Genomic DNA, 26,330 nt, shown 5'->3' on the forward strand with positions numbered 1-26,330 from the left:
AAATCTATTTAGGAGGACTTGTTGTGTATCATCAATATATCACTACAAAAGATAACTTTGAATTACCTATCACTATCATAGAAGCAACAGGCTCACAAGCTAAAGGTGTCGTCGTCTATTACCACGGTGGCGGATTAATCTTTGGACAACCCAATGATTTACCCCAAGCTTATCAAGACCTAATTACAACTGACTATCATCTCGTTATGTTGTCTTATCGCTTAGCACCAGAAAGTAATATCGATACGATTATTGCTGATGCGCTTGCTGGTCTAGACTTTGTAGCACAACTGTATCCTGAATTACCTCTAATACTTTTTGGGCGCTCTGCTGGTGCCTACCTTGCATTACAAGTTGCAAGTCAACGTCAAGTCGCTGGTATAATGGACTTTTATGGTTACAGTCGAGTCCATGTACCTAGTTTCTTAAGACCACATCCAACCTATCAAACACTATCAACTCAAGTGTCAGCTGATATGTTGCAGCAACTAATACAAGATTCACCTTTAGTAACTGGACCTATGCAAGCACGTTATCCTATTTATCTACATGCACGTGGTGCAGCTCAATGGCTTAACTATTTAGGAATTCAAACCTCTACAGATAGTGCCTATAATTTAGCACCAAAGCAATTGCAACAATTGCCACCAACATTTATTGTGCATTGTTCTGGTGATCCTGATGTACCAATAAGTGAAAGTGATTATCTCGCGCAGCATATCCCAGTAACACAAGTTAAACGATTAGCATTAGATGAGCATGATTTCGATCGCACTGTGAATGATTACAATATTGCAATTTATCAAGAATGTTTGGATTTTTTAGCTACTTTAACTAATTAAACAAAGAGGTGATGTGTCATGGATATACAAAATGTCATGGCAAACTTTAAAGGATTTAATGATTTCGGCCGTAATCCCGTAAATGGAGGGATTAATCGTTTAGCATTTACACATCAAGAACGTCTTGCTGCTTTAAAGTTTTCGATGCTATGTCAAAAAGCTGGACTTGATGTCTATTTTGATTTCTTTGGTAATGTTATTGCACGACGCGAAGGGCGTTACCCTGAATTACAACCAGTCATTGTTGGCTCTCACATTGACACCGTGACAGACGGTGGTCAGTATGACGGACTACTTGGAGTTATCGCTGCACTAGAAATGGTAGAGCATCTCAACCAGCATCAAATCGAAACAGATCATCCTATTGTTATTATTGCATTTGCTTGTGAAGAATCTACTCGTTTTAATGAAGCTACTTTAGGCAGTAAATATTTAACCGGTAAAATGACAAGGGATGATATGAAAGATATCCAAGACAATGACGGTAATATTCTATATGATATCGTTCAACCACTTGCTCAAGATATGCACGGTAAAGCTGCATTATTTGAACGTAATAACATTAAAGCCTTTTTAGAATTGCATATTGAACAAGGACCCATTTTAGAAAACAAAGAGAAAGATATCGGCATCGTCACTCATGTAGCAGCACCACATCGTTTCAAACTTACGCTTCATGGTGTCACAAGCCATTCTGGTTCCACTCCTATGCCGATGCGTTCAGACGCATTAACAGCTGCGGCAGAAATCATTTTACAAATCGAAGCCATTGGCAACATGTATCACAATCAAGGCATCGTCACAACTGTCGGTTATGCTAATGTCTATCCTAATTCTATGAATGCTATACCTGGTGAAGTATCATTGCTTATTGATATACGAGGGAAAGAAGTAGCTATACGTGAAAAAGTAGTAACTAAAATCCAACAACAAATTACTGCCATCTGTGATAATCGTAATATCACTTATGACCTTAATGATTTAGGTCAGGATCAACCAGGTACCTTTAACAGCACTATTGGTGCTATTTCCGAAAAACATTGTGAAACATTACGATATAGTTATCGTTATATGTATAGCGGTGCTGGGCATGATGCGATGAATTTTGTTGATATTTGCCCTACTAGCATGCTCTTCATTCCATGTAAGGCAGGTATTAGTCACTCACCAGATGAATCTGTCACTACAGAACAAATTGCTAAAGGGATTGATGTTTTAATCGCAACCACGATTGACTTAGCACAAGCAGACACAGTGCTCACTTAACTATGGAACAGTAGTTCTAATTCAACTTATTATAAACAGACAAAAAAGCTTTCTATGATGTAACTCATAGAAAGCTTTTTTACTTTATCTTAGATCCTAAATAAAGCGACCAATTTTGTTATCTGAAATGCCATTCTCTTTGCTATAAATTTCTTGTCCTCTTAAAATTGTTCTTGTTACTTGCGCACCAATTTCACGGCCAATATAAGGACTCATTTTATTACGATAAGCTAAATCTTCAGCTTGTAATGTATAAGCGTCATTTTGTTTAATAAATACGAAGTCAGCATCTTTACCTAGAGCAATACTACCTTTGTCAGTTAAACCGAAGCGTTTCGCTGGTGCAGTAGCAATAATGTCTGCAAATTTTTCTAATGACATATTTCGTTTTTGCACACCTTCATCAAATAATACATCTACGTTGTTTTGTAATCCTGCAATACCGCCCCATGCTTCGAAAGCATTTGTTGTATCTTTTAAATCAGGCGTACATGGAGAGTGGTCTGATGTTACAAAGCCAATGTCCCCATTAAATACGCGTTCCCACATACCTTCTAAGCGTGATTGTTCACGAATTGGTGGAGAACATTTAACAACTGGACCAATGGCATCTAATTCTTCTTTGTAGAAGTATAAGTAGTGTGTACATGTTTCACATGTAATATCGACACCTTCTTGTTGTGCTTTGACAATTTCATCTACGCCTTCTTCACAAGCAACATGTACGATATGTACACGACAACCAGTTTCTTTAGCAAATAAAATAATTTTACGGATAGGTTCTACTTCAGTAAATACTGGACGGCTATCTACATAAGCACTCAATGAAGTTTCACCACTTGCTTTAGCAATTTCACCTAAACGATCTGTAATTGTAGCATTTTCAGAGTGAATAGATAAAATTTTGCCTGTTTTCGCAATTTGTTTCATACCTTCGTATAATGAATAATCATCAACGTTTTCAAAATCACCTTCGATTGAACGGTCTCCACAAGTAGCTAAGAAGGCTTTATATGCAACAACACCCGCTTCATCTAATTCTTGGATACCACCGTTTAAGTTATATGGTACTAAACCGCCATAACTTGCAACGTCCACAGATAATTCATCTTTACCTGCATCAAATTTTTCATCAATTGACGCTTTATCTGTTGTAGCTGGAACTTGGTTTAAAGGCATTTCTACAAATGAAGTTACGCCTCCTTTTGCAGCTGCACGTGTACCAGTATCATAGCCTTCCCAGCCATCACGATAACCTCCACCTGGTTCAGTAATATGCACATGCGCGTCAACCATACCTGGAGAAACAATTTGATTTTCAGCATCTATAATTTGAGTAGCTTCGCCTAAATCTTGTCCGATGGCTGCTATTTTTCCGTCTTTCACACCAACTTCAACGTTTTGAGCACCATCTTCTAAAATGACTACACCGTTTTTAATTAATAAATCATACTTCATGATACTTCACTCCTTTTTTATTTTTAGGAAAATTCTTTAATGCAAAATGCAATACAATATACACAATGCTAGCGATGATAAATCCAATAAACCATGAGAAATCTGAAATCACTGTAAAGCCAGGTAAGAAACCAAGCAGTGAAATTGCTACACCGACAATCGTTGCAATATATGCTGAAATATTAAAACGCTTTATTTTTATGTTTTTATCATAAAGGTCAAAATACAACGCATCGATATCGATCTGGCAACGTTTGACGATAAAGAAATGGACAATCATCACACCAGCAACTGGTCCTAGTATCGCTCCGATTGCATTCAAGAATAGGAAGATACTATCTTCTTCTTCCATTAACTTCCATGGCATTATCAACACACTTGCCACAGAAGCAATTATTACTCCGCGCTTGTAATTCACCAATTTTGGCATTAGTGCACTCAATTGATAAGCAGCTGGAATAATATTACTTGTCGCATTGGTAGAAATAGTTGTCATTAATAGTACACCCGTTGAAATCAAAATTGCCCAGAAGTTATCCCATTCATTAATAATAACTAGGATATTCCATTCTTGGTGTCCTAAATAAATCGAACCACCTATAATAATAAACACACTCGCTACGGCAAATAAAATATGTGCGACTACAATACCTGAAATTTGCCCAACGACTTGTGCTTTAGTCGATTTCGCATTTTGTGTGAAATCAGCAACACTTGAACCTGGTCCTGCCCAAACACCCAATAATGAGTTAAAAATTAGGAAGAACGATAAAATAGCTGGATAAATAATGCCTGTTTCTTTAGTCGCAATATCATAGTCCATAATATTGTTCCAACCGCCAGCTACCATAAAGCCCCATATTGCCATACCGCCAAAGACGATATATATTAATGGGTTTAATACTGCAGTGAATTTATTTAAAATATCTCCACCGCCGAAACCGATTACAAAACTAATCGCCCAAAAAATCAAGAAAGCAATTAATCCTGGAATTGAAATACCGAGAATTTGTGCACCGTTACCAATATCACTAAATCCCGGAATCATTTTATTTAACAAAATAAGTAGTGCTTGTGACCCAGCAAAAGTTTGTAAACCAAACCAGCCGATACCAGCAATAACACCACGTAAAATACCTGGTAATTTCGCACCATACTCGCCGTATGTTTCACGTAATTGCATCGCAAATGGTATGCCATATTTTGAACCAGCATAGCCATTAACCACGAGTAATAATGCAATAATAAATGAACTGAATATTAAAGCAAACATCACCTGAAGTGGTGATAGTCCAATTAATAAGAACCCTCCAACAGCGGTATAGTTAGGTATATTATGTACTGCTCCCATCCATAACGTGAAGAAGTTAAAAGCAGAGTTATTTCTTTGATCAGCCATTTTCGGCATAATATCCTTGTTGTAGCCACGACGTTCGAAAAACGCTTTATCGTAGCGCTCTTGGTTCCCCTGTCTTTCCATTAGCTATATCTCCTTTGCTTTAGCAAGCTATTGACTATATAATCTTTATCTATTAGTTTATTACGATTGTAAGCGTTTTTCTTTGTCCGCTTTGACATTTCTTTCAAAGAAAATTATGTATTTCGAACAAAACAGGTGTAAAATTCATTTTATATAGCATGATTTTTTATCAGTTCTCACAAATATGGTATATAAATTATTTCATGATTAAAATTAATAGTGGAATATTGCAACATTAAAGTATATAACTAATAGAGAGGTTTTATTAGACAAAGTCACAAATTATATTCGTAAAATATTTCTACGTTAAATCGCTGTTATAACATACAACTTTAGATTTAAGTGGAATTCTTATACTGACAATTACATGCGTTTGCGCTAATTTATTGTTAAAATTACACAAGTTAACAGGGAGGGCTAGTAATGACTACATTAGAAGAAATTTTAACAGTCCCACAGTTTGAAGGGCTTAAGTTAATTAATCATAAAGGCGACTTATCTTCAGAAGTAACAACGTTGGATATTACAGAGAACGATGATATTAAAAATTTTACATCAGCACATACCTTTATTCTTACAACAGGCGTACTGTTTCAAGAAAGCCAAGAAGGTTTAAAACAATTAATCAAAGACTTACACGATATACGTACGGCTGGACTAGGTATCAAAATATCACGCTTTTTACATCAAATTGACCAAGATGTAATCGATTATGCGAATAGTTTAGAGTTCCCTTTGATAGAAATACCTGAAAATTGGAATTTAGGAGATATCACACATCATATATCTGCTTACGTGTCCGACTCTGAAACGGGCAAATTAAATTACGCTTTAAATATTCAACAAGAGCTCAATCAACTCATTATGAAAGGTTTTAGTGTTTCTACAATGATTGAACGCATGAGTAAATTATTAGGTGTACCGATTATTTTATTTGATCCATTTAAAAAACCAGAAGCACAAAGTCATCATTATCAACAAAATAAAGCATTAGCCGATGAGCACATTGCGTATTTCCAAAACCATCATCAAGAAGCAGAACGTTATGAAAAAGACAAACAAACTTTTGAAAGTGAAAATCATGTTATTTTCAAAGTGCTTAGCTATACTTATTTTCCATACTATCTAATGGTGTCAGAAGTGAATAAATTATCATATCCTTTCAGTTTACTGACGATCGAACAAGTCGTTAGCGTCCTAGGATTTGCAATTTATAAAAATATTAAAATTGATGAAGCTGCACAAAATGATATTAATCGCTTTTTCGAATCATTGGTTAACAATCAAGGTGATCAAACACTATCAATTAAAAAACATTCAGAGTTATTAAAGCAATATTATATTTACCACTCAGATTATTATCAAATTATTATCGGTGATCTGGATGCCCAAGATACGCTACAAAACAGTCATTATTTGAATGAACGTCATCAACTTACTTATTACTGGCTAAAAAATGAATTTGCATTGCTAGATCCTGCCATTAGTGTTTATAAATTACTCAGTAGTAATCGCTTTGCGATATTATTACAAAATAAAAATGATCATTATATGGATGATTTGCAACACATTCAACAAAAATATAACACTTACTTTGATGGCACCCTATCCTTTGGTATTGGTAATGAAGTAATTGAATTCACGCAACTAGCTTCTTCGTTCTTTGAAGCTAATGAAGCTTATGAAAGTTCGGTGCAGGAAGGTCAAAAATCGTTTATTACATTTTATCAATCTAAAAATATCAATGAATTATTACAAATGATTCCACAGGAAAAACTTTTACCATTCACTAAACATATTTTAGGAAAATTGTATCAACCAAAAACTAAAAAGGATTCTGAACTTAAACAGACATTGAAAGTATATATGGATAACCAGTGTGACATTACCAAAACAGCTGAAAAAATCTACATTCATCGTAATACGGTAAAATATCGAATCAACAAATGTACTAATATTATCGGGTCTGAAATTGAAGAGCCAATGAACTCACTTAATATACGTATTGCTTTATATGTATCCGAGTCTATAACTTTTGATTAATAATAAGAAACCAAAACATAAATAACCTTAGGTGATTGTACACCTAAGGTTTATTTATATTTATTCGTGAATTTTATTAAATAGCAGTGCTTTGTGCCGACTCCTGCGGGAAAAGCACTAGTCGCAGACTACAGGCTAAGGCAGTGCCAACAGAAAGCGTGCACAATAAACTAGGAGTGAATCCGAAATCTAATATGATTTAAAAGGTTCCATCATCCACGCTCTTTTGTGCTTAATATTTATATGGATCGTCACTCTTACGTTGCTCTACCTCATCTAAACTTTTCATTGATTGATGTTCACGCTCATTATGCTCAGTTGAACTATCATTATAGCTGTCACCCGTGCGTTCAGATCTTAAATCATTACCAAATGTTTTGGGTTCCGGCTTTCTAACCAATAGCATAATACCAGCAATAATCCACAGAATCGCACTAATCCAGTTAAGAATTAACGAGATAATACCAAAAACGAGTAACAAAATTCCAGCTAATTTATTACTTTTACCAATTTTAATGGAACCAATAATTGTTCCAATTAAAACAATCAAACCAATTGCCAAACCTACACCCATGATGACTAAAAAGATAGTGGCAGATTCACTTGCTTCACTTGGAGTAAGGGATGGATCTGCACGTAATTCTTCTTCAAAACCAGCTGAACCCATGAATAGCAATATACCGCCCCACATCAAGACTCCCAGTAGCTGTATGCCAACACCAATCCACGCTAAGATACGTTCCCCAGTACGACTTATCATCTTTTAAAACCCCTTTCTAAATTATTAAACTTTCAATAAAGTTGTATTGTAATATTTATTTTCATGTTACTATATTGTGCTTTGCATGAATAGTGTTATGTAGTAATTTGCATACACTTAATAAATAAAAAATCAGACTGGAACAATCTTTTTGTTCCAGTCTGATTTTCTTAATATTACTGGGGAATATAAATCAAATCTTTTAAAAGATAACTAAGTTTGCGTTTTGTTATTTTCTAATCAACGCCAGAATACCTGCTACTAATATTAAGATACCTGACAAAATACCAAACATACTAATAAAAACAAAGTTTAGAATACCGCCAATAACAAGTAGTACTCCCATAACCACACGATTTTTGTTTATAATACAACTAAGGATTAATGTAATAAAACATGTAATGATAACTGCTACGCCTAAACCCATTATAGAGCCACTATCTTCAGCTTCAAAAGCAGTTCCGATACTACTGAGTAGCATAGCAAAAATACCACCAAAAATACCAAATATACTTCCAATAATACCTAATGTCGTTTCTGCAACTCGTCCTGTTGCTTTATTAACTTTAAATTCGCTCATTACAACACCTCATTTTGATTTTATTTATTCTTCGCTTAAATCCTCTTCTAACTCTTTATCAATTTTTTCCATTTCAGCCTCATATTCCGCTTCTTCACGTTTCATTTCTTCTTCAAATGCCTTGTCTTCAGCTTCCATTCGTTCTTCCTCAGCCTTTTCCTCTTCCTCCAGCTGCTTCATTTCCTCTTCGTATTCTTTTTCATCTTCTTCTGCTTGTTCATCATACAAAGCTGAAATTCTGTCTTCCAATTGTGTATATTCAATCTCTATAACATCACGGTTTACATGGTCCATTTTTTCGCCATCTGTTAGACTATTATATTCATCTACTAAGTCATTATATTCTTCAGCAGTAAAGGTAATTTCATCACTAGATTCTTCTTCAACAGAAGCTTCTTCTTCCGATTCTTCAACGTCTTCGTTTACTGAATCATCATTAGTGGATTGCTCATTTGATACATTAGTTTGGTTACTGTCAGAATTCTCTTCATTTTTAATATCGGATTTTTTAATCTGCCATTTTGCTTTAACATTATCAAATTTAGGACTTGCTTCCATCTCTAAAGTATACTGTTCACTATCTGGAACATCGTAAGTAATATAACCTGAACCCGTATTCCCTTTATTTAGTTGGTGTGAAAAACCATCATGAATATCATCAGTTCCAAACCATTGTTCATAATTTTCATTATCTACTTTCATAGTAAAATCAGTTGAGTCCATTAAAACTTGATCTTCATTATTATTTTTAAATTTTAAATGCACCTTTAGTGCCTTACCATTTTCTGGCGCACTATATTCGTCAAAATCATTGACATATTCAATCTTAGTTACTTTTACATCTACACCATCTGCATCAACAATTTGTCCAATTTTAAATGTTTTCATTTTACTTGTGGCTTGAGCTTTACTTGATGATTTTTCATTAGACTTTTCTTCTTTTTCACTTTCTTGGCCACTAGTTCCACATCCAGCTAAAACAAATACAACGACAATCATGAAACACAATATTTTTTTCAACTAGTCATTTCCCTCTCTTTTTGTATATTGTACAACTATAAAAAATACTAATTTGTATATCATACATTTTATAATATTTTTAACTAAAAGCAATAGGTTTTTTTCAGAATTTTCCTTTTTTTGTATTTAATTAGGTTTTTCAATACATAAACAAACTAATTTCTGATTTTGTCTATATTTGATACATAAATCCAGATATTACTATTTGAAAGATACTGCGGTGTACTTAACTAACTTATGATTGACTTCTAGTTATATAGGGAACAATATAATTACAGTATTAAGGAGGAGATAAGATGCCAAAAGTAAATGATCGTATGCATAAAGATTTAGTAGATAAAGAGTCACGTATTGAAGCTAGTGTAAGTTCTGAAAAAGAAATAGAATTAAATGCTTTTGAACGCTTAGGCAAAGATGTCGTCATTATTGAAGTATTAGCTATTATGAATATTATTTTTGCTGTTTGTACTGTTGGTCTTATCGGTGCTTTAATCTATAGTAATCAAAAATAATACAAATTTACATTTTATATACAAAAGCGATGGTGTTATAACCATCGCTTTGCGCTTATTCTTGCTTATCTATTATCAAACCAAACTTGACTTTACAATGTGAAATCGTTACATTGAAGATAATTAAATACACGCACTAGGGGTGTTGAAAGACTGAGATGAGCTGTAGCTCAAACCCTTTGAACCTGATCTAGTTGATACTAGCGTAGGAAAGTGTGAATCAACACATGTATGATATCGAGGGGTTCGTTCACCCTATTATATATTTGATTTTACTTACACAACTTTCCTATGGGGAGTTGTGTATTTTTTTATTCAAAAAGGAGTGAACACGTATGACAACAACAGTACTTATTACAGGTAGTAGTCGAGGTTTAGGTGCAACGATTGCACAGACCCTTGCTACACAAGGCTTTCAAGTCATCATTAATTATCATAAAAGTAAAGAAGCAGCATTGGACTTAGTAAAAAGCATTGGCTCCACGCAGGCAATAGCTATACAGGCTGATGTCACACAACGTGATCAAGTCGATCACTTAGTTGCTACTGCAACAGATCATTTCGGTCAAATTGATGTAGTGGTCAATAACGCATTAGTTGGCTTTAAATTTGATCCCAACGCACAAAAAGCTTTTACTGAATTATCTTGGTCAGATTACCAACAACAAATAGACGGTACTTTAAAAGCCGCTTTCAATACTACACAAAGTGTAGCCCCTCAATTTATCAATCGGCGCCATGGGGCAATTATTAATATTGGAACGAATCTTTTTCAAAATCCAGTCGTGCCATACCATGAATACACGACGGCTAAAGCAGGATTAATTGGTTTCACCCGTAATATTGCTGCCGAATTAGGCCAATATGGTATACGTGCCAACGTAGTGTCCGGCGGTTTATTGAAAACAACGGATGCCAGTGCTGCCACTTCTGATGAAGTGTTTGATTTAATTAAACAAACTACCCCACTCAAAAGTGTCACATCTCCTCAAGACGTCGCACATATGGTGGCCTTTTTGGCAAGTGAACATGCAACTGGCATCACAGGTCAAAACTATACTGTCGACGGCGGTCTAACAATGAATTAATCTATTCTATAACAACTGAGGTGTAAGTAAATGACACAACCACACACAAAACAACTTAATATTGGCGTCTTACTGTATGCTTGTGGCCATCATCAAGCTGCTTGGTTACAACCAGATTCTAGTATTGAGCGTATTGGAAATATTAACTATTATCAATCATTAGCACAAATCGCTGAACGCGGTTTGTTTGATGCAGTCTTTTTTGCTGATAATCAATCTTTCCCAGCTCAATCTGCAAGTGATATGCCAGCATTTTGGTTTGATCCGTTGATCAATTTGGCGGCTATCGCACAAGTAACACAACATATCGGTCTTGTTTCTACAATTTCTAGTACTTTTGCTAATCCTTTTACCGCAGCCCGACAACTATTAAGTTTAGACCACTTATCAGGCGGTCGTGTAGGCTGGAATCTAGTAACTTCTATGACTGATAATGAAGCACAAAATCATAGTTTGTCACAATTACCTGGCCATGACGCACGTTATGCCAAAGCACGAGAATTTGCGGAAGTGATGAACCACTTATTAAATTCTTGGAACCCTTCTAATTTTATTCATCAACGTGAACAACATGCACTTATTGAACCAGAACACATACAATCCTTTAATTATCGTGGGGATTATTTTAATGTGACTGGGCCATCAACTACACCCAGCAGTATACAAGGCGATCTTGTAGCAATGCAGGCAGGCGCTTCTGAACCAGGTGTAACATTAGCTGCCGATTTTGCAGATGCGGTTTATGCTGTAGCTTGGAATATGGAGCAAGCACAAAAATATATTCAACGTTTACATGAAAAAATAGCTCATAGTTCACAACCGACAAGAACAATCAAAGTGTTTCCAGGTTTAGTCACTTATGTAGGTGAAACATATGAAGCTGCACTTGCAAAGAAACAAGCTTTAGATGACTTACTCCCTATTGAGACTGCACTCAGCCAACTGAGTAGTTTTATTCGGCAAGATTGTTCTGACTGGGAACTGGATGCGCCAGTACCCCCGCTGCCACCGGTAGAAGATTTTACTGGTCCAGTTGGGCGTTATGAAACCATACTTCAAATCATTCAAGATAAACAACCTACCGTCAGAGAACTTTTAGGCTACTTAAACGCAGGTGGCGGTCACTTGACTTTAATTGGCACACCGTCAATTATTGTCGATGAAATGGAGCGTTGGTTTGAGGCTGGCGTTGCAGATGGCTTTAATTTAATGCCACCAACATTACCTAATAGTTTGGACGATTTCGTAACGTTAGTCGTACCTGAATTACAACGTAGAGGTTTATATCGTACTACTTATACAGGACATACTTTTCGTGAACACCTCAATTTATCTTAGTTATCCGTTTCATGTTCACATAATAGTGAGCTTTATCACTCGTGACAAAGTATTTTTATAACATCGTATCATATTAACATATGTAAATTTTATTACTTAACTTCTTATCTATAACTTCTTATCTTTCTCAAACTAACATATTGAATAATTTCCCTTTTTTGTTAGAATATAGTATGGATTGTTTTGTCGTAGAACTAATGAAAAACGACATATAAACTTAACTTATCACTGAAAGATTAGCTAGTGCTTGCACTGACTATTTCAGTCTTATATTTCAATATGATGTACTAAAAGACTATATAGAGGAGAATCGATTTATGGATTATCAAGTATTATTGTATTACAAATACACTACCATTAATGACCCCGAAACATTCGCATCAGAGCATTTAGATTTTTGTAAAGACTTAGAACTAAAAGGGCGTATTTTAGTATCAACTGAAGGTATTAACGGTACCGTTTCAGGTACAACAGAAGCGACAAACAAATATATGGAAGCAATGCAAGCTGATCCTCGTTTCAAAGACATTACGTTCAAAATAGACGCTGCAGAAGATCATGCATTCAAAAAAATGCACGTGCGTCCACGTAAAGAAATAGTCGCTCTAGACTTAGAAGAAGATGTAAACCCAAATGAATTAACAGGAAAATATTTATCACCAATAGAATTTAAACAAGCACTAGAATCAGACGATACAATCGTAATCGATGCACGAAATGACTATGAATATGATCTTGGTCATTTCCGTGGTGCCGTTCGTCCTAACATCACTCGTTTCAGAGACTTACCAGACTGGATTAAAGAAAATAAAGAACAATTTATGGATAAAAAAATTGTTACGTATTGTACAGGCGGTATTCGTTGTGAAAAATTCTCTGGTTGGTTATTAAAAGAAGGATTTGAAGATGTTGCACAATTAAAAGATGGCATCGCAACATACGGCAAAGACCCAGAAACACAAGGCGAATTATGGGATGGCAAAATGTATGTTTTCGATGAACGTATCAGCGTGGAAATTAACCAAGTTGAAAAAACAGTAGTTGGAAAAGAATGGTTTGATGGTACACCATGTGAACGTTACATCAATTGTAGTAACCCAGATTGTAACAAACAAATTTTAGTTTCTGAAGAAAATGAAGCACGTTATTTAGGTGCTTGTTCACACGAATGTGCAACACACGAAAGAAACCGTTATGTTGCCAAACATAATATTAGCGAAGAAGAAAAAGCGCAACGTTTAGAAAACTTTAAACAATTTGCACATTAATTTTTATAACAGAGCAAGAAGATCAATCACTTTACATAGGTGATGACTTCTTTGCTCTTTTTTTATTACACAATATGCCATATTGCCACCTAGCGACTTACTATAATTGCATTTGTTCAAGCAATTGGCAATTAATCAAAAATAGTCAAACTTTAATGTTGACTAACTTTGACCTTTGTCTTATAATATAGTTGTAAGGTTAAAGAAGAGATCAGTGCTGAAGTCATTGCATATCTTCAACACTGGTACTTCGACCTAATTTATTATGATTAAGGAGAGATGTATGATGGCTTTTGATATGAGACCATTCAACAATTCATTTTTCGATATTAATCAAGGTGATTTCATTAAAGATTTAGGACGTCAAGTTTTTAACCAGTCCCCTTTTAGTGCTTCTAGTATTACAACTGATATTAAAGAATTAGACAACGCTTATGTAGTAGAAGCAGAACTTCCTGGCATGGATAAAGAAAATATTAGTCTAACATTTGATAATAATATTTTAACTATCGAAGGTAAACAATCTATCGAAAACAACCAAGAAGACGAAGAAGGTCGCGTAATTCGTAAAGAACGTAGTTACAGCAATGTCCGTCGTCAATTTACGTTTAATGGTGTAGACCAAACTGCAATCAAAGCTTCTTATAATGATGGTATGTTAAATATCACATTACCAAAATCAGAACAATATAACACAGATAATCAAATTCAAATAGATTAATTTTTAACAATCACTTATATGGAGAGGGACATAAATCAAAGTTTATGTCCCTCTCTTTTTTATTGAAATTGATAACTGTAATGCCCCGAGGCAAAACCATTCACTGTGTATAACCATGATCCACCATTTTGTTCAATATCATTCGCACATATTAATAATTGATTCGTCCCAGGAATAAATGCAGGATGTGTTGATCGTAACATATGGCCTTCATCACGACCTGGAATTAAAATTTGACCGATGGGATAGCCTTTTTTATTAAACACTAACACTCTCCCCTGACCATACATCGCTACATACAAATTATCATCACTATCAATACAACAAGAATCCGGACCTTCATGACCTGTAAAATAATATGGAATAGTAGCTCCAAACGGCGCAATTGTGATGCCATCTTCTAATAATTCAATGCGATGTAAACGATTGGTCGTGGTTTCCGTCACCCACAATATGCGTTCATCAGTACTAAGTGCTACACCATTGGCTACTGCTATATTTTGAATTACTGGTGTTACTGTCTTGAAATCGGGTGAGACATAATACACGCCACCTTGAGGATTAGTGGAATATCCTCTAAAGTCAGTAAAGTAAAATCCACCTTTACTGTCAAAGACTAAGTCATCTACACAATACTCTGATGAGATATCAGATAAAATCGCTTCAAAATTTTCCCCTAGTTCATCTGATGCAAATATACCACCCGTACTTTTAAAGTCTCCTAAATAACAAATAAACAACCGTCCATCTTTATGTATCTTTACCGCTGCTGGATTATCTTTAGAAGACTGAAAAGGATTGGTAATAGCATGTGTCGTCATATCTACTTTAAAGATATTACCGCCAAAGACTTCACATAAAAACAGATTTTTTGCTCTATCAAAACACAGCCCTTCTAGCTGTAATCCTTCATCTGATATTTTTAACCACGGTTCTGCTGTCACAGTTTGTAAATTGCTCTCACTAATAATAGGCACTGCACTCTTCGAAGCACCTGTATACGTTAGTGTTGGTAATGTGTTATTTGTCATAACTAACTTCCTTTCTATTATAAGTTTATCTCTTTATTGTATGATAGCGTTTTCTTAAATGAAAGTAAGAAAACGTCTCACTTGTTCCATGGCATTTCTACGTCTGTAGCATAAAATACTTACTATTCAGTCTGACCTAATGCTAGTGACGCATCGTCATCATATGAAATTGCTGTGATAGCTGCTGTTAAACCTGTCACTATAGTAGCTAACGACAATGACGGTGTAGCTGTTTGTACATTGCATTGTTCAGATATGTAGGGCACATGAATAAAGCCAAATAACAATTGGGGATATTGTGTTGCTTGTAGATAACCTGATTGATAAAAAATATGATTACAAACAAAAGTTCCTGCTGTATTTGATAACTTTGCCTCCACGCCACTTTGTTGAATTGCTGCAGTCATTCTTTTTACTGGCATATTTGAAAAATAAGCCGGTGCACCGTCTTGTTGAATAGGTGTATCAATAGGTTGCTGCCCTTTATTATCAGGAATACGTGCATCATCTATATTTATTGCTACGCGTTCTGGTGTTAATGCGCTACGCCCTCCCGCTTGCCCGATTGTTAATATCGCATCAATATCTTTTTGTTGTACACATTGAATCAGTACATCATTCGCTTCATAAAATACTGTAGGTAATTCTAATTTAGTTAACTTATGCTTCCCTATTTCATGTGGTAATTGTCTCAGTGCTTCTAAAGCTGGATTTAGCACTTGACCATCAAATGGTTCAAAAGCTGCAACTAGTATGTTCATAAACTATCCCCCTTCTTATTTCACTCATTAATTCTACAGCGTAATTTAATGAAAGTTCAAAATCTACAGTTCGTTTTTTAATTCTAAACTCTTCAACAGCTCCATTATAATATATACATTAAATTTTATAGAAAATAAAATTTCTAACCTTAATTATTTCATTTCCATACACTTTAGAATAAAATTACAACACTTAAGAAAAATGACACACAATAAAATATACTTATTGCGTAAAACCAAATAACATTAAGGGAGTGGGACAGAAATCTAATTTGATAAAAAGATTTCGTCGTCCCACCCCGGCAAGGATGACTAGCATTGAAAAAATCTTGGTTTGAAGCGCATTTTCAATGCAGTCAGCTACTGCCAATACGGAAAAAGGTTTCGAATAAAACATGATGTGGGACAGAAATCCAATTTTGAGAAAATGATTTCGTCGTCCCACCCCGGCAAGGATGACTAGTATTGAAAAAGCTTGATTTAAAGCGCATTTTCAATACAGTCAGCTACTGCCAATATGACAAGAGACTAGGACGAATCAATATTGTCCCAGCCTCTTGTCTCATTAATTTGATACTAAATCATTTTTGTATAAGCAATATTTTCAACACCATATCGGCAGGAATTGGGGTCGGCTTCTGTGGGAAGAGTACTAGCAGAAGACTACAGACTAAAGCAGTGTCCGTGGAAAGCGTGCATAAAAAAACTGCCGGCAAAGTCAGAGACTTTGTCGACAGTCTGATTTCTACCTCAAAAGAGGTGAGAATCTTAATATGGGAATAAAATAAAATGCTTATATTAAGCAGTTACCCATTGTGACGCACCTTCAGTTTCATAAAGTTCCATTGCTGCTGCATCTTGTACTGATTCTGGTGCAGATGCTGCTGGTTGACCTTGATATTCAGCTGGTGCTACTGAATCCCATGTACTTTGTAAGAATTGATATTTACCTGAAGCACCTGATGAAGGGTTAGTAGCATTGATGTCGCCACCTGATTCACGTTGTGCAATTTGTTTTAAGTGATCATTCACTTCTACTGATGAACCACTTGAAGCTTCACTTGAGCTAGTGTCTTCAGAAGATGCTGAAGTAGACTCTTGTTGTGGTTGTTCAGTTTGCTCAGTTTGTGGTGCAGCTGTTTGTTGAGGTTCTTCAGCTTGCTCACTTTGTTGAGTTGATGTTGCTTGTTCAGCATTGTTATTTGATTGTTCAGCTGGTGCTGATTGCTCAGTACCTTGAGTTGATTGAGCACTAGTGTCAGCTGCTCCTTGACCATAGCCATTGTAACTCCATGACCAATAAGTACCATCTGAATCAAAGTTATAATCTACTTTATCATGATTAAAATCATAGTTATAAGAACCTTCATGAACTGGTGCATCATTTAATTGTTGAGGGTTATTTTGTGCTGTATTTGCTAATTGTGCTTTATCTATATTTTGTTCTGATGCGTCTGCTTGTCCTGACGCTACTCCTGTAACTCCTAGTCCAACTGCTAATGTTGATGCGATAATTGTTTTTTTCATTATTAATATCCTCCTAAAAGGTGAATGTTTTAAGTTTAATATAAATTAAAATCGTTGTTTGCTATCAATTTCAACTACAAGAGCCACTTTAACACTTATAAAACCCTAGTAGGTTACAGTGAGATAAAAAAAACAAGCTTTTTTTTACATCCCAATGACATTCAAAATGACCAAATCCCCTTCATTAAGCTCATTTATAAACTGGCACTGTCCTTTATAGTTTAATTATTTGCAATTCAACTTTGTAATATTCATGTAATTAGTGCGAAAATAATGCATGTTAACACCTTTATATAACTTTATTTTTAGCATTATTATATAAATTATTTTTAGAAAAGTAATAACTAAATAATTAGGATAGTTTTGTCTGTTTTTATTGTGCTATCCGTACTTATTGTTCATCTTCAGTTCATAAATAGACATTATAGTAAAACTATTCAATTAACACATAGGAGGATAGTACAATGAAAAAGTTAATGTATAGCTCAGCATTTTATAAAATTTTAGGCTTACTTAGTGGCATATTTTATCGAGAAATGACAAAAGCAGAAGAATTTAGTGGTTATTCGCAATTAAATGTAACACATACACATTTACTCGTTTTAGGAACTATCATGTTTTTAATATTTATGATTATTGAACTTCAACTCAACATAACGAAGCATAAAACTTTATTTAATTACTTCTTTTATCTCTATCATTTAGGATTATTAATCACTGTTGCTATGCAATATGTTAATGGTATCGCAACGATTAAAGGGTTCAATGCTGGACCAGCTATTGCAGGTATTTCTGGATTAGGTCATATCACATTAGCCATAGCACTAATTTGTTTCTTTAGCTTATTGCATAAACGTATAACTAATGTGACTAATAAATAACATTACTATATAACAAATGGGTCAGAAATCTCCGTACTCAAAATAAAGGACTAATCCGTATTAAATGGATTAGTCCTTTTTATATAAAAACCAAAATCAATTTATTCTATACTTAAGAATTGGTTTGTCCTACATTATTTGGATAATGTTCAGGTGCTTTATTTTCTAATTTCTTCATTTTAAATGGTGCATAAATTAAAACACCTATTAACACTAATCCTAAATAACCAATAACAGGATAGAAGAAAGTCATTAAATCTTTAAATCCTGCAAAGCTTACGACAAAACCAATTAATATCATAACTGTATAAAACACTTTAAATTGTTTCGTATCGTTTTTAGTAAAACGTGTTGCTAATGAATAAAACATTCCTAGACATGTATTAAAAATCATGAGGTAAATGACAATAGACATAAAGATACCAAAAATTGGAGAAATATCATTAACAAGACCTAACATTGGTAATGCTAAATGACCTACTGTATCAATATTCGTTAAAATAGCAAAATGACTTAACATAATCATCACACCTAAGACAAGTCCACCAACTAGGCCACCCCACGCAGCTACTTTCGGATTTTTCTCACTACCACCCATAACGATGGACATAGAAGCTCCTAAACCTACATTAAGTGATACATAGTTGACTCCTGCTAAAAACCAATTAGGTACAGCAGGTTTATGACTTTGAGCGAGTTGGTTCAACTCACTGAATGATCCTGACATAGTGACGATACAATACCCAGCAATAATTAAAATACAAATAATTAATAACGGCGTAATATTACCAATAACTTTGACAACCCCATCGATTTTCATCATGCCAAATAAAAAGACTAATATTGCCATTAGTGCTGTTCCTAAAAATGCTGGAATACCAAACTGCTGTTCAAAGCTTGATCCACCACCAGCAAGCATAACAACACCAAAACCAAATAAAGCAATGATTAACACTATGTCTACAATTCCGGCTATAGTTTTACCAACTGCACTATCTCCAGTAATTTTACGAATAACGACAGTATGACTCTCTGCTTTTAATTTACTGCCTAACCATACTAACATCATACCTACATAGGCAAATAAAATCGTAGAAACAACGGCAGCTAAAACTCCTAGTGCTCCAAAACTCGTAAAATATTGTAAAATTTCTTGTCCTGAAGCAAATCCTGCGCCAACGATAATACCAATAAATGCACTTCCGATTAACATTATTCTCTTCATTATAAATCCCCTTTGTTTATCACGTAACCACAAAAAAATTGAATTATTTATTGCGTGTTTACATTTTTATGTATGCTTGCAATTGTCTGTAATCATGCAAATCAGTACTAAATACGCCAACAATGAAAACGCTTGCATATTCCTATGCTAACTTATATTACTAGAAGAATCAACGAAACATATAATGTGTAGTATACGATTTATTGTGCGTCACGATGGCATTGTAGTGCTTTATTTTACATTTTTACACATAAAAAATCCTGCTTCTCACTAATAGAAGCAGGATCATCATTCAATTTATTTTGACTTGTCTTTTGTTGGAGTGAAACTACCTAAACTTAAGCAGTTACCCATTGTGAAGCGCCAGCTGTATTATATAGTTCAACTGCTGCTGCATCTTGAACTGATTCTGGAGCAGATGCTGGTGATTGTCCAACATATTCTGCTGGTGCTACTGAATCCCAAGTGCTTTGTAAGAATTGGTATTTACCTGCTGCACCTGAACTTGGGTTAATTGCAGTAATGTCGCCACCTGATTCACGTTGAGCGATTTGTTGTAAATGAGAATTAACGTTTACTGATGAACCACTTGAAGCTTCAGTAGATTTTGTAGTTGTAGAAGTTGACGTTGAAGTCGTTACTTCTGTTGATTGTTGTGTTGATTCAGCTTGTGGAGCTGACTCTTGTTGTGGCTGTTCTGTTGCTACTGATGCTTCAGCTGAAGCAGATTGTTCAGAACTTGATTGTGAACTTGCAGCTGATGATTTTTCACCAGATCCTTCACCATAACTCCATGAGAAGCTTTTACCATCTGATTGGAAGCTATAGTTCACACCATCAACTGTAAAGTTATAATTATAAGCACCTTCTGCAATTGGAGCTGCATCTAATTGTGCTGACCCAGATTGTGCTAATTGTGCTAATTGTTCTTTATTAATATCTTGTTCTGCTGCGTCTGCTTGTCCTGACGCTAATCCTGTTACGCCTAATCCTAACGCTAAAGTTGAAGCAATTACTGTTTTTTTCATAAAATTAATACTCCTCCTAAAAAGATAATTCGTCGTAATGATTTATTTGCAATACAGGTAATACTGTAACACGCATAAATCCTTAGTAGGTTACAGAGATATGAAAAAAACAGGTGTTTTTTTACAACTTAATTACAAGAAAATTCTGAATAAATTAGCGAAAAAGTGCTAAAAACATGATTAAAATAGTAGATTAAGGGAATTAAATGAATATATGTTTGTAATATGAGTGTAACTTAAGCACAAAATGTGCATGTTTTTACCTTATTTCATTTCTTTTTAATTTGTTATAAAAGTTCAATGCAATAATTATTGTAAAATTATGATTGTTTCATTGTATACTATTTCACTTTAGGCTATTCAATCTGACTTACTCCGTTGATATTCCTGAAATTCATAAAAAACTTGGAATAATAGTAGTAACATGGCTGGATTATAAATATCACTTTGAATATCTATATCATGGCGTGACGCAATTTTAAATCTTTCTGATTTTGTTGTCATTAAAGTTTGAGCTTGTTCATTCATTACATTAACACTTCGTGAAATAAAACCGGACTGAAATGTTAAAGTGTCTCCTTGGATACCTTCGAATAGCATTTTAGGTTTAAATCCTATTTTAGTACGAAACACCCCAATGACTTCATTATTTTTTTCTACTTCCCACACTGTCTTAAATGGTGTTTTAAATTTACCACTGACTGAACGTTCTTGACGTACTCGAAATATATCTTGACCATCTGTTATTTCAAAATTATGTTTCTTTTTCCCTAACCAAGCAAACGTTTCTTGCGCCGTAGACGTATAATATAATTTCAATGCAAAAACAGCATGGTGTTGCTCATTATAAATATCAATTGCAGTTGTTGATGTGCTAAAAAAGTTTTCCTTAAAATAATATTTAGCCATAATGTCAAACTCCCATCACTTAGTTTTCTATTATTGTACCCTATCTGTAATTGTAACTTCTATATATTGTAATAAAAAAACCATTCAAAATCATGATGACTCTGAATGGTTAGTAACTATTGTGATAATGCAATCTTAATATGCTCTAAATGATGAACTTCGTGCCATGCCAATTTTGCTACTTTTGTAGCGACATCGATTTCACCACTACCTTGTAATGTAAAGACTCTTGTTAATTGTGCTTCTGTTAAAGTTTGACCTAGTACTGCTATACGTTCATTAATGCCTTCTAACATACGAATAGACGGTTCAATCGGTAAGTTAGTATCTGGTTGTACCGCCCATTTATCTTGAATAAATGGTGGAACTTGAGGATTATCGTCTGTTAGAGCCAATTTCAAACGTTGATACATATTTAATTGTGAATCCGCAATATGATGAACAAGTTGACGCACGTTCCAACTACCCTCACGATAAGTTTTCGCCAATGCTTCATCATCCAAGCCATCCACTACAGTACGTAATTGATAAGTATATTCCCTTATATTATCTAACCATTCTTGTACATCACTTAATGTCACGTGCTCTGGTACCTCTAGTTTACCTATTGGAAATCTAACATCCATATAACTTCACCTTTACTTTCTTGTTTAATAAAGTTGTTATGTTATTAGTATTCTCCGATTTAACTATCTTAAACATTCAATTACATAGGACAATTATGAATATGAATATGAATGAGGTAGAAAATAAAAAGAGTAGGACAGAAAACTAATTTGATTAAAAAGATTTCATCGCCCCACCTCGACTGAATGACTAACATTGGAAAACTTAATGCGAAGTGCATTTTCAGTGCAGTCATCTACTGATAATATTAAAAGGCTGGAACAACGCAATGCTGTCCCAGCCTTTTATCATTGTATTTTTTATTCATTCATTAAAAAGGATTACGATTCAACCACGCACCACCATCCATTGTAATGCATTCACCATTAATATATGCGGCTTCATCTGAGAACAAGAAATGTGCTAAACCAGCAATTTCTTCAGGTTGTCCCATACGACCGACCGGTACATTGTCTATTGTTTCCTGTCGCGCCTCTTCTGATAATGTCAACTTCTCTGAGCCACCTGTATGTTCAATCGGCCCAGGTGCAATGGCATTAACACAAATGCCATATTTAGACCCCCACTCTACTGCGAGTGTTTTAGTCATTGATAGTACACCTGCTTTGGCACTTGCAGAATGAATAACGCCTGGCCCTGCCGTCCATGCGTATGTTGCGGCCATATTTAAGATTCTTCCAGATTCTCCACGTTCTATCCATGTTTTTCCGACTGCCTGTGTACAATACCATGTACCATTTAACACAATATCAATGACCGCATTCCAACCATTAATTGATAAATCCTCCGCCGGACAAATAAAGTTACCTGCTGCATTATTGACTAAACCGTCAATTTTGCCAAAAGTTTCAATTGCATAATCTACAGTGTATTGTACCCGATCAGGATCACGTACATCCATATCTACACATAACACTTGTCCCGCATAACATTCGATTTCTTTTTTAGTTGCTTCCAATTTATCCATATGTCGTCCAGTAATCACTACTTTTGCACCTTCAGCTGCAAAGCGTTTCGCCATTGCCTTACCCATACCACTACTACCGCCAGTTATCATAATCACTTTATTCTTCATTTGCATGCTCCTTCATGTTAATAATAATCTAACTCCAAATAGAAAACGCTTACATTCTTATTGCAAGTATAACAAAATAGTACAATTATCTGGAAGTAACAATACTTTTAAAACATAAAATGCTAAGTCAGTTTCTGATACCATAAACCAAGCGCCCCTGACTCAAATGTTTGGCTATGGCTCAGTGTTAAGTTTGTTTGATCAACAATATGTTCAAACAAGCGTAATCCTTGTCCAACTAATACTGGTGATACTGTTATTTTAAAAGTATCAACCACGTTTAATTGCATCAAATGATGCGCAAATCGTGGACTACCAATCACCACAATGTCACCACCGGGTTGTTGCTTCAAATCTGCAATAGCTGCTTCCACCCCATTATTAACGAGACGAGTATTGTTCCAATCTACGGATTCTAAAGTCGTTGAAAAGACTACTTTTTCTACTTGTTCAATCCATTGAGCATGATTTCGTTCGTGTTCTGATGCTGTGGTCTCTGTTTTTACCGATGGCCAATAATCATGCATCATTTCATATGTTTTGCGTCCCCATACTACGGTATCTGCCGAGCTTAAAACTTTATCAGCAAATTGTTCTAACTCTTCATTATAAGTAATCCAACCGATATCCATATCTCCATTAGGTCCTTCCACAAAACCATCTAATGACGCGTGTAAAAAGACGACTAAGTTTCTCATTGCTAATCCCCCTTAACTTTGATAGTCATTACATTAATTAGTACGAGCAATGATTAGTTTTGTTATACCCTATTTTATAAGATATGTTAATTTTTTCTCTTTAATTTAACAAAGCAAATGTACTATTAATATAGATCAACAGCTGTTTTATAGTTTGAAACTATTAATAGTTAGTTTATTAATATTGGTTGATAACATTTTACCCTTTTACAATAGATATAAGATATCTTACGTAAGTTGATGTTCACTTCTCTACAATAAGTCATATAGGGGATGATATGATTTTGTATAATTTATGGTGTATCTTTCAACTACGTTATTCATATCAAACAAAGGGGTGTCACTATGATAAAAGAAGAAGCGATTGCAGTTCGCAATAAAGGGGCATGGCGTTTTTATGTTTTTAGTTTAATCGGTATATTTTGTTTCTTCGTACCTATCACTATTAATGGAACAAATTCAATTTTTATTGATCATGTCCATTTAGCGATTAGAGCAGTATTAGGTGACGTTATGCCATACATAGCGCTATTAATGATTTTAGCAGGAGCCATTTTACCTATTATGAGACAAACGTATAAAAAGTCAGCCACTAATTTTATAATCACACTGTTTAAAGTCATCGGTGCTGTTATTGGTGTGATGTATGTTTTCAATTTTGGTCCAGCACTATTATTTAATAAAGATTATGGTCCATTTTTATTTGATCAACTTATGATGCCATTAAGTGTACTTATTCCTGTCGGTGCCATCGCACTGTCTTTACTTGTCGGTTACGGTTTGCTTGAATTTGTAGGTGTCTTTATGGAGCCAGTAATGCGTCCTGTATTTAAGACACCGGGGAAATCTGCAGTTGATGCCGTAGCTTCATTTGTTGGTAGTTATTCTTTAGGGCTATTAATTACCAATCGAGTTTATAAAAAAGGGATGTACAACAAGCGTGAAGCAACGATTATCGCTACAGGGTTCTCTACAGTATCAGCGACTTTTATGATTATCGTAGCGAATACGCTCGGCTTAATGCCACATTGGAATTTATATTTTTGGGGAACGTTAGTCATCACATTTATCGTGACCGCTATTACTGCTTGGTTACCTCCTATCGTCAATGAATCTACAGAATATTATAACGGACAAGAAGGAGAGCAGGAGGTAGCTATTAAAGGTAGTCGTTTACAAACAGCTTATAATGAAGCTATGAAACAAAATGCTGCCACACCATCACTATTAAAAAATGTGTGGGATAATGTTAGAGACGGTGTTGAAATGACCATCGCTATACTACCTTCCATCTTATCGATTGGATTTTTAGGTTTATTATTAGCGAACTTCACACCACTTATTGATTGGCTTAGCTATATTTTTTACCCAGTCATTTATCTATTCCCTATACCTGATCAGGCTTTATTAGCTAAAGCCTCAGCCATTTCAATTATCGAAATGTTCTTGCCATCATTACTTGTAGCTAAAGCAGCATTAAGCACGAAATTTGTCGTTGGAGTTGTCAGTGTATCAGCGATTATCTTCTTCTCTGCTTTAGTACCATGTATTCTAGCAACAGAAATTAAAATACCAGTGTGGAAACTTATAGTTATTTGGTTCATACGTGTCGTTCTTACGTTATTAATTACTATACCACTGGCACTATTATTATTTTAAAAGGGAGTGGGTGAGAAATCTGATTTTGAAAAAAATGATTTCGTCGTCCCCCCGGCAAGGATGACTAGCGTTGAAAAAAGCTCGATTTGAAGCGCATTTTCAATGCAGTCAGCTACTGCCAATATGAAAAAAGACTAGGACAATCAATATTGTCCTAGCCTCCATAACATAAACAAATCCTTCGCATTAATTCGCGAAGGGTTTGTTTATTTTCTATTTATATAGTTTTGTCAAAATAGTAGTGCATTTTCGCTACATTTACTTAGTAGGAAATAATGTCGACCTATCAAATTATCTGATACGTAAAACCTATATCCTGTTGGCAGTGATTTATGCCGAATCCTGTGGGAAAAGAACTAGCCGAAGACTACAGGCTGAGTCAGTGCCCACGGAAAGCGTGCATAAAAACAGCCAATATACCAAAAATGAGAGGCACTTTTAAAAACAAGATTTTCCTATTTTTTATAAATTTTAATTATCTTTTAAACATTAATTTGGACTCAAAAAAGACAGAGCATACTTGCCCTGTCTTG

The 26,330-nt window shown here is 34.9% G+C and carries 24 protein-coding genes and 1 riboswitch; of the genes, 10 read left to right on the forward strand and 14 right to left on the reverse strand.

The window, feature by feature from the left end:
* Window positions 1–23: 23 nt before the first annotated feature.
* Window positions 24–842 (forward strand): alpha/beta hydrolase, encoded by an 819-nt coding sequence (locus CD036_RS06910; protein WP_021459479.1) that lies wholly within the window; start codon window positions 24–26, stop codon window positions 840–842.
* An 18-nt stretch (window positions 843–860) separates the two neighbouring features.
* A complete protein-coding gene (locus CD036_RS06915; protein WP_002510710.1) occupies window positions 861–2,108 on the forward strand; it encodes a Zn-dependent hydrolase in 1,248 nt (415 codons plus the stop codon).
* A gap of 96 nt (window positions 2,109–2,204) precedes the next feature.
* Here CD036_RS06915 and allB read toward each other — a convergent pair whose 3' ends face one another.
* Both allB and allW read right to left on the reverse strand, forming a co-directional pair.
* Entirely contained in the window at window positions 2,205–3,566 is a 1,362-nt protein-coding gene (gene allB / locus CD036_RS06920) for an allantoinase AllB (protein ID WP_103388266.1), read from the reverse strand.
* Window positions 3,556–5,046, reverse strand: a complete 1,491-nt coding sequence (gene allW, locus CD036_RS06925) for an allantoin permease (RefSeq protein ID WP_021459482.1) — start codon at window positions 5,044–5,046, stop codon at window positions 3,556–3,558. The genes allB and allW overlap by 11 nt, the downstream gene beginning before the upstream one ends.
* Before the next feature lie 423 nt (window positions 5,047–5,469).
* On the opposite strand from allW, the gene CD036_RS06930 reads away from it, so the two are divergent.
* The gene (locus tag CD036_RS06930) at window positions 5,470–7,089 is read left to right on the forward strand and encodes a PucR family transcriptional regulator (protein WP_103388267.1); all 1,620 of its coding nucleotides are present in this window, start codon (window positions 5,470–5,472) and stop codon (window positions 7,087–7,089) included.
* A 232-nt stretch (window positions 7,090–7,321) separates the two neighbouring features.
* Here CD036_RS06930 and CD036_RS06935 read toward each other — a convergent pair whose 3' ends face one another.
* The 3 genes from CD036_RS06935 to CD036_RS06945 all read right to left on the reverse strand — a co-directional run bounded on the left by CD036_RS06935 (window position 7,322) and on the right by CD036_RS06945 (window position 9,449).
* Window positions 7,322–7,849 (reverse strand): DUF4064 domain-containing protein, encoded by a 528-nt coding sequence (locus CD036_RS06935; RefSeq protein ID WP_103388268.1) that lies wholly within the window; start codon window positions 7,847–7,849, stop codon window positions 7,322–7,324.
* A gap of 229 nt (window positions 7,850–8,078) precedes the next feature.
* Entirely contained in the window at window positions 8,079–8,429 is a 351-nt protein-coding gene (locus CD036_RS06940) for a DUF4064 domain-containing protein (RefSeq protein WP_002510715.1), read from the reverse strand.
* 24 nt (window positions 8,430–8,453) lie between these two features.
* Window positions 8,454–9,449: a DUF4352 domain-containing protein gene (locus CD036_RS06945; protein ID WP_002510716.1), complete on the reverse strand. Its 996-nt coding sequence runs from the start codon at window positions 9,447–9,449 to the stop codon at window positions 8,454–8,456.
* A 296-nt stretch (window positions 9,450–9,745) separates the two neighbouring features.
* On the opposite strand from CD036_RS06945, the gene CD036_RS06950 reads away from it, so the two are divergent.
* The 5 genes from CD036_RS06950 to CD036_RS06970 all read left to right on the forward strand — a co-directional run bounded on the left by CD036_RS06950 (window position 9,746) and on the right by CD036_RS06970 (window position 14,376).
* On the forward strand, window positions 9,746–9,961 hold the full coding sequence (locus tag CD036_RS06950; RefSeq protein WP_103388269.1) for a hypothetical protein: 216 nt from the start codon (window positions 9,746–9,748) through the stop codon (window positions 9,959–9,961).
* Window positions 9,962–10,089: 128 nt separating this feature from the next.
* Window positions 10,090–10,190: riboswitch (TPP riboswitch) on the forward strand.
* Between the two features lie 106 nt (window positions 10,191–10,296).
* Entirely contained in the window at window positions 10,297–11,049 is a 753-nt protein-coding gene (locus tag CD036_RS06955; protein ID WP_103388270.1) for a 3-oxoacyl-ACP reductase, read from the forward strand.
* Between the two features lie 30 nt (window positions 11,050–11,079).
* Entirely contained in the window at window positions 11,080–12,387 is a 1,308-nt protein-coding gene (locus CD036_RS06960; protein ID WP_103388271.1) for an LLM class flavin-dependent oxidoreductase, read from the forward strand.
* A 317-nt stretch (window positions 12,388–12,704) separates the two neighbouring features.
* Complete coding sequence (gene trhO / locus CD036_RS06965; protein WP_103388272.1) at window positions 12,705–13,655, forward strand: oxygen-dependent tRNA uridine(34) hydroxylase TrhO; 951 nt, start codon at window positions 12,705–12,707, stop codon at window positions 13,653–13,655.
* A gap of 286 nt (window positions 13,656–13,941) precedes the next feature.
* A complete protein-coding gene (locus tag CD036_RS06970; RefSeq protein ID WP_103388273.1) occupies window positions 13,942–14,376 on the forward strand; it encodes an Hsp20/alpha crystallin family protein in 435 nt (144 codons plus the stop codon).
* 59 nt (window positions 14,377–14,435) lie between these two features.
* Here CD036_RS06970 and CD036_RS06975 read toward each other — a convergent pair whose 3' ends face one another.
* From CD036_RS06975 to CD036_RS06985, 3 genes are all read right to left on the reverse strand, one after another.
* A complete protein-coding gene (locus CD036_RS06975; protein ID WP_103388274.1) occupies window positions 14,436–15,407 on the reverse strand; it encodes an SMP-30/gluconolactonase/LRE family protein in 972 nt (323 codons plus the stop codon).
* A 122-nt stretch (window positions 15,408–15,529) separates the two neighbouring features.
* Window positions 15,530–16,168: a pyroglutamyl-peptidase I gene (gene pcp, locus CD036_RS06980; protein WP_103388275.1), complete on the reverse strand. Its 639-nt coding sequence runs from the start codon at window positions 16,166–16,168 to the stop codon at window positions 15,530–15,532.
* Window positions 16,169–16,966: 798 nt separating this feature from the next.
* A complete protein-coding gene (locus tag CD036_RS06985; protein ID WP_103388276.1) occupies window positions 16,967–17,695 on the reverse strand; it encodes a transglycosylase family protein in 729 nt (242 codons plus the stop codon).
* Between the two features lie 464 nt (window positions 17,696–18,159).
* On the opposite strand from CD036_RS06985, the gene CD036_RS06990 reads away from it, so the two are divergent.
* Window positions 18,160–18,576: a DUF2871 domain-containing protein gene (locus CD036_RS06990; RefSeq protein WP_103388277.1), complete on the forward strand. Its 417-nt coding sequence runs from the start codon at window positions 18,160–18,162 to the stop codon at window positions 18,574–18,576.
* 112 nt (window positions 18,577–18,688) lie between these two features.
* Here the strand turns inward: CD036_RS06990 and CD036_RS06995 are convergent, their stop codons facing one another.
* From CD036_RS06995 to CD036_RS07020, 6 genes are all read right to left on the reverse strand, one after another.
* Window positions 18,689–19,801 (reverse strand): YkvI family membrane protein, encoded by a 1,113-nt coding sequence (locus tag CD036_RS06995; RefSeq protein ID WP_002510726.1) that lies wholly within the window; start codon window positions 19,799–19,801, stop codon window positions 18,689–18,691.
* Between the two features lie 338 nt (window positions 19,802–20,139).
* Complete coding sequence (locus CD036_RS07000; protein WP_103388278.1) at window positions 20,140–20,829, reverse strand: transglycosylase family protein; 690 nt, start codon at window positions 20,827–20,829, stop codon at window positions 20,140–20,142.
* A gap of 360 nt (window positions 20,830–21,189) precedes the next feature.
* The gene (locus CD036_RS07005) at window positions 21,190–21,738 is read right to left on the reverse strand and encodes a tubby C-terminal domain-like protein (protein ID WP_103388279.1); all 549 of its coding nucleotides are present in this window, start codon (window positions 21,736–21,738) and stop codon (window positions 21,190–21,192) included.
* Window positions 21,739–21,854: 116 nt separating this feature from the next.
* Window positions 21,855–22,364, reverse strand: a complete 510-nt coding sequence (locus CD036_RS07010; RefSeq protein WP_103388280.1) for a YfiT family bacillithiol transferase — start codon at window positions 22,362–22,364, stop codon at window positions 21,855–21,857.
* Between the two features lie 311 nt (window positions 22,365–22,675).
* On the reverse strand, window positions 22,676–23,440 hold the full coding sequence (fadH, locus tag CD036_RS07015; RefSeq protein ID WP_103388281.1) for a 2,4-dienoyl-CoA reductase: 765 nt from the start codon (window positions 23,438–23,440) through the stop codon (window positions 22,676–22,678).
* 122 nt (window positions 23,441–23,562) lie between these two features.
* Window positions 23,563–24,138 carry a dihydrofolate reductase family protein gene (locus tag CD036_RS07020; protein WP_103388282.1) on the reverse strand — a complete coding sequence of 192 codons (576 nt, stop codon included), beginning with the start codon at window positions 24,136–24,138 and terminating at the stop codon, window positions 23,563–23,565.
* 345 nt (window positions 24,139–24,483) lie between these two features.
* Here CD036_RS07020 and CD036_RS07025 point away from each other — a divergent pair, with 345 nt between their 5' ends.
* Window positions 24,484–25,797, forward strand: a complete 1,314-nt coding sequence (locus CD036_RS07025; protein WP_103388283.1) for a YjiH family protein — start codon at window positions 24,484–24,486, stop codon at window positions 25,795–25,797.
* Window positions 25,798–26,330 lie beyond the last annotated feature (533 nt).

This window comes from Staphylococcus arlettae (genome assembly GCF_002902345.1).
Lineage (GTDB): Bacteria > Bacillota > Bacilli > Staphylococcales > Staphylococcaceae > Staphylococcus > Staphylococcus arlettae.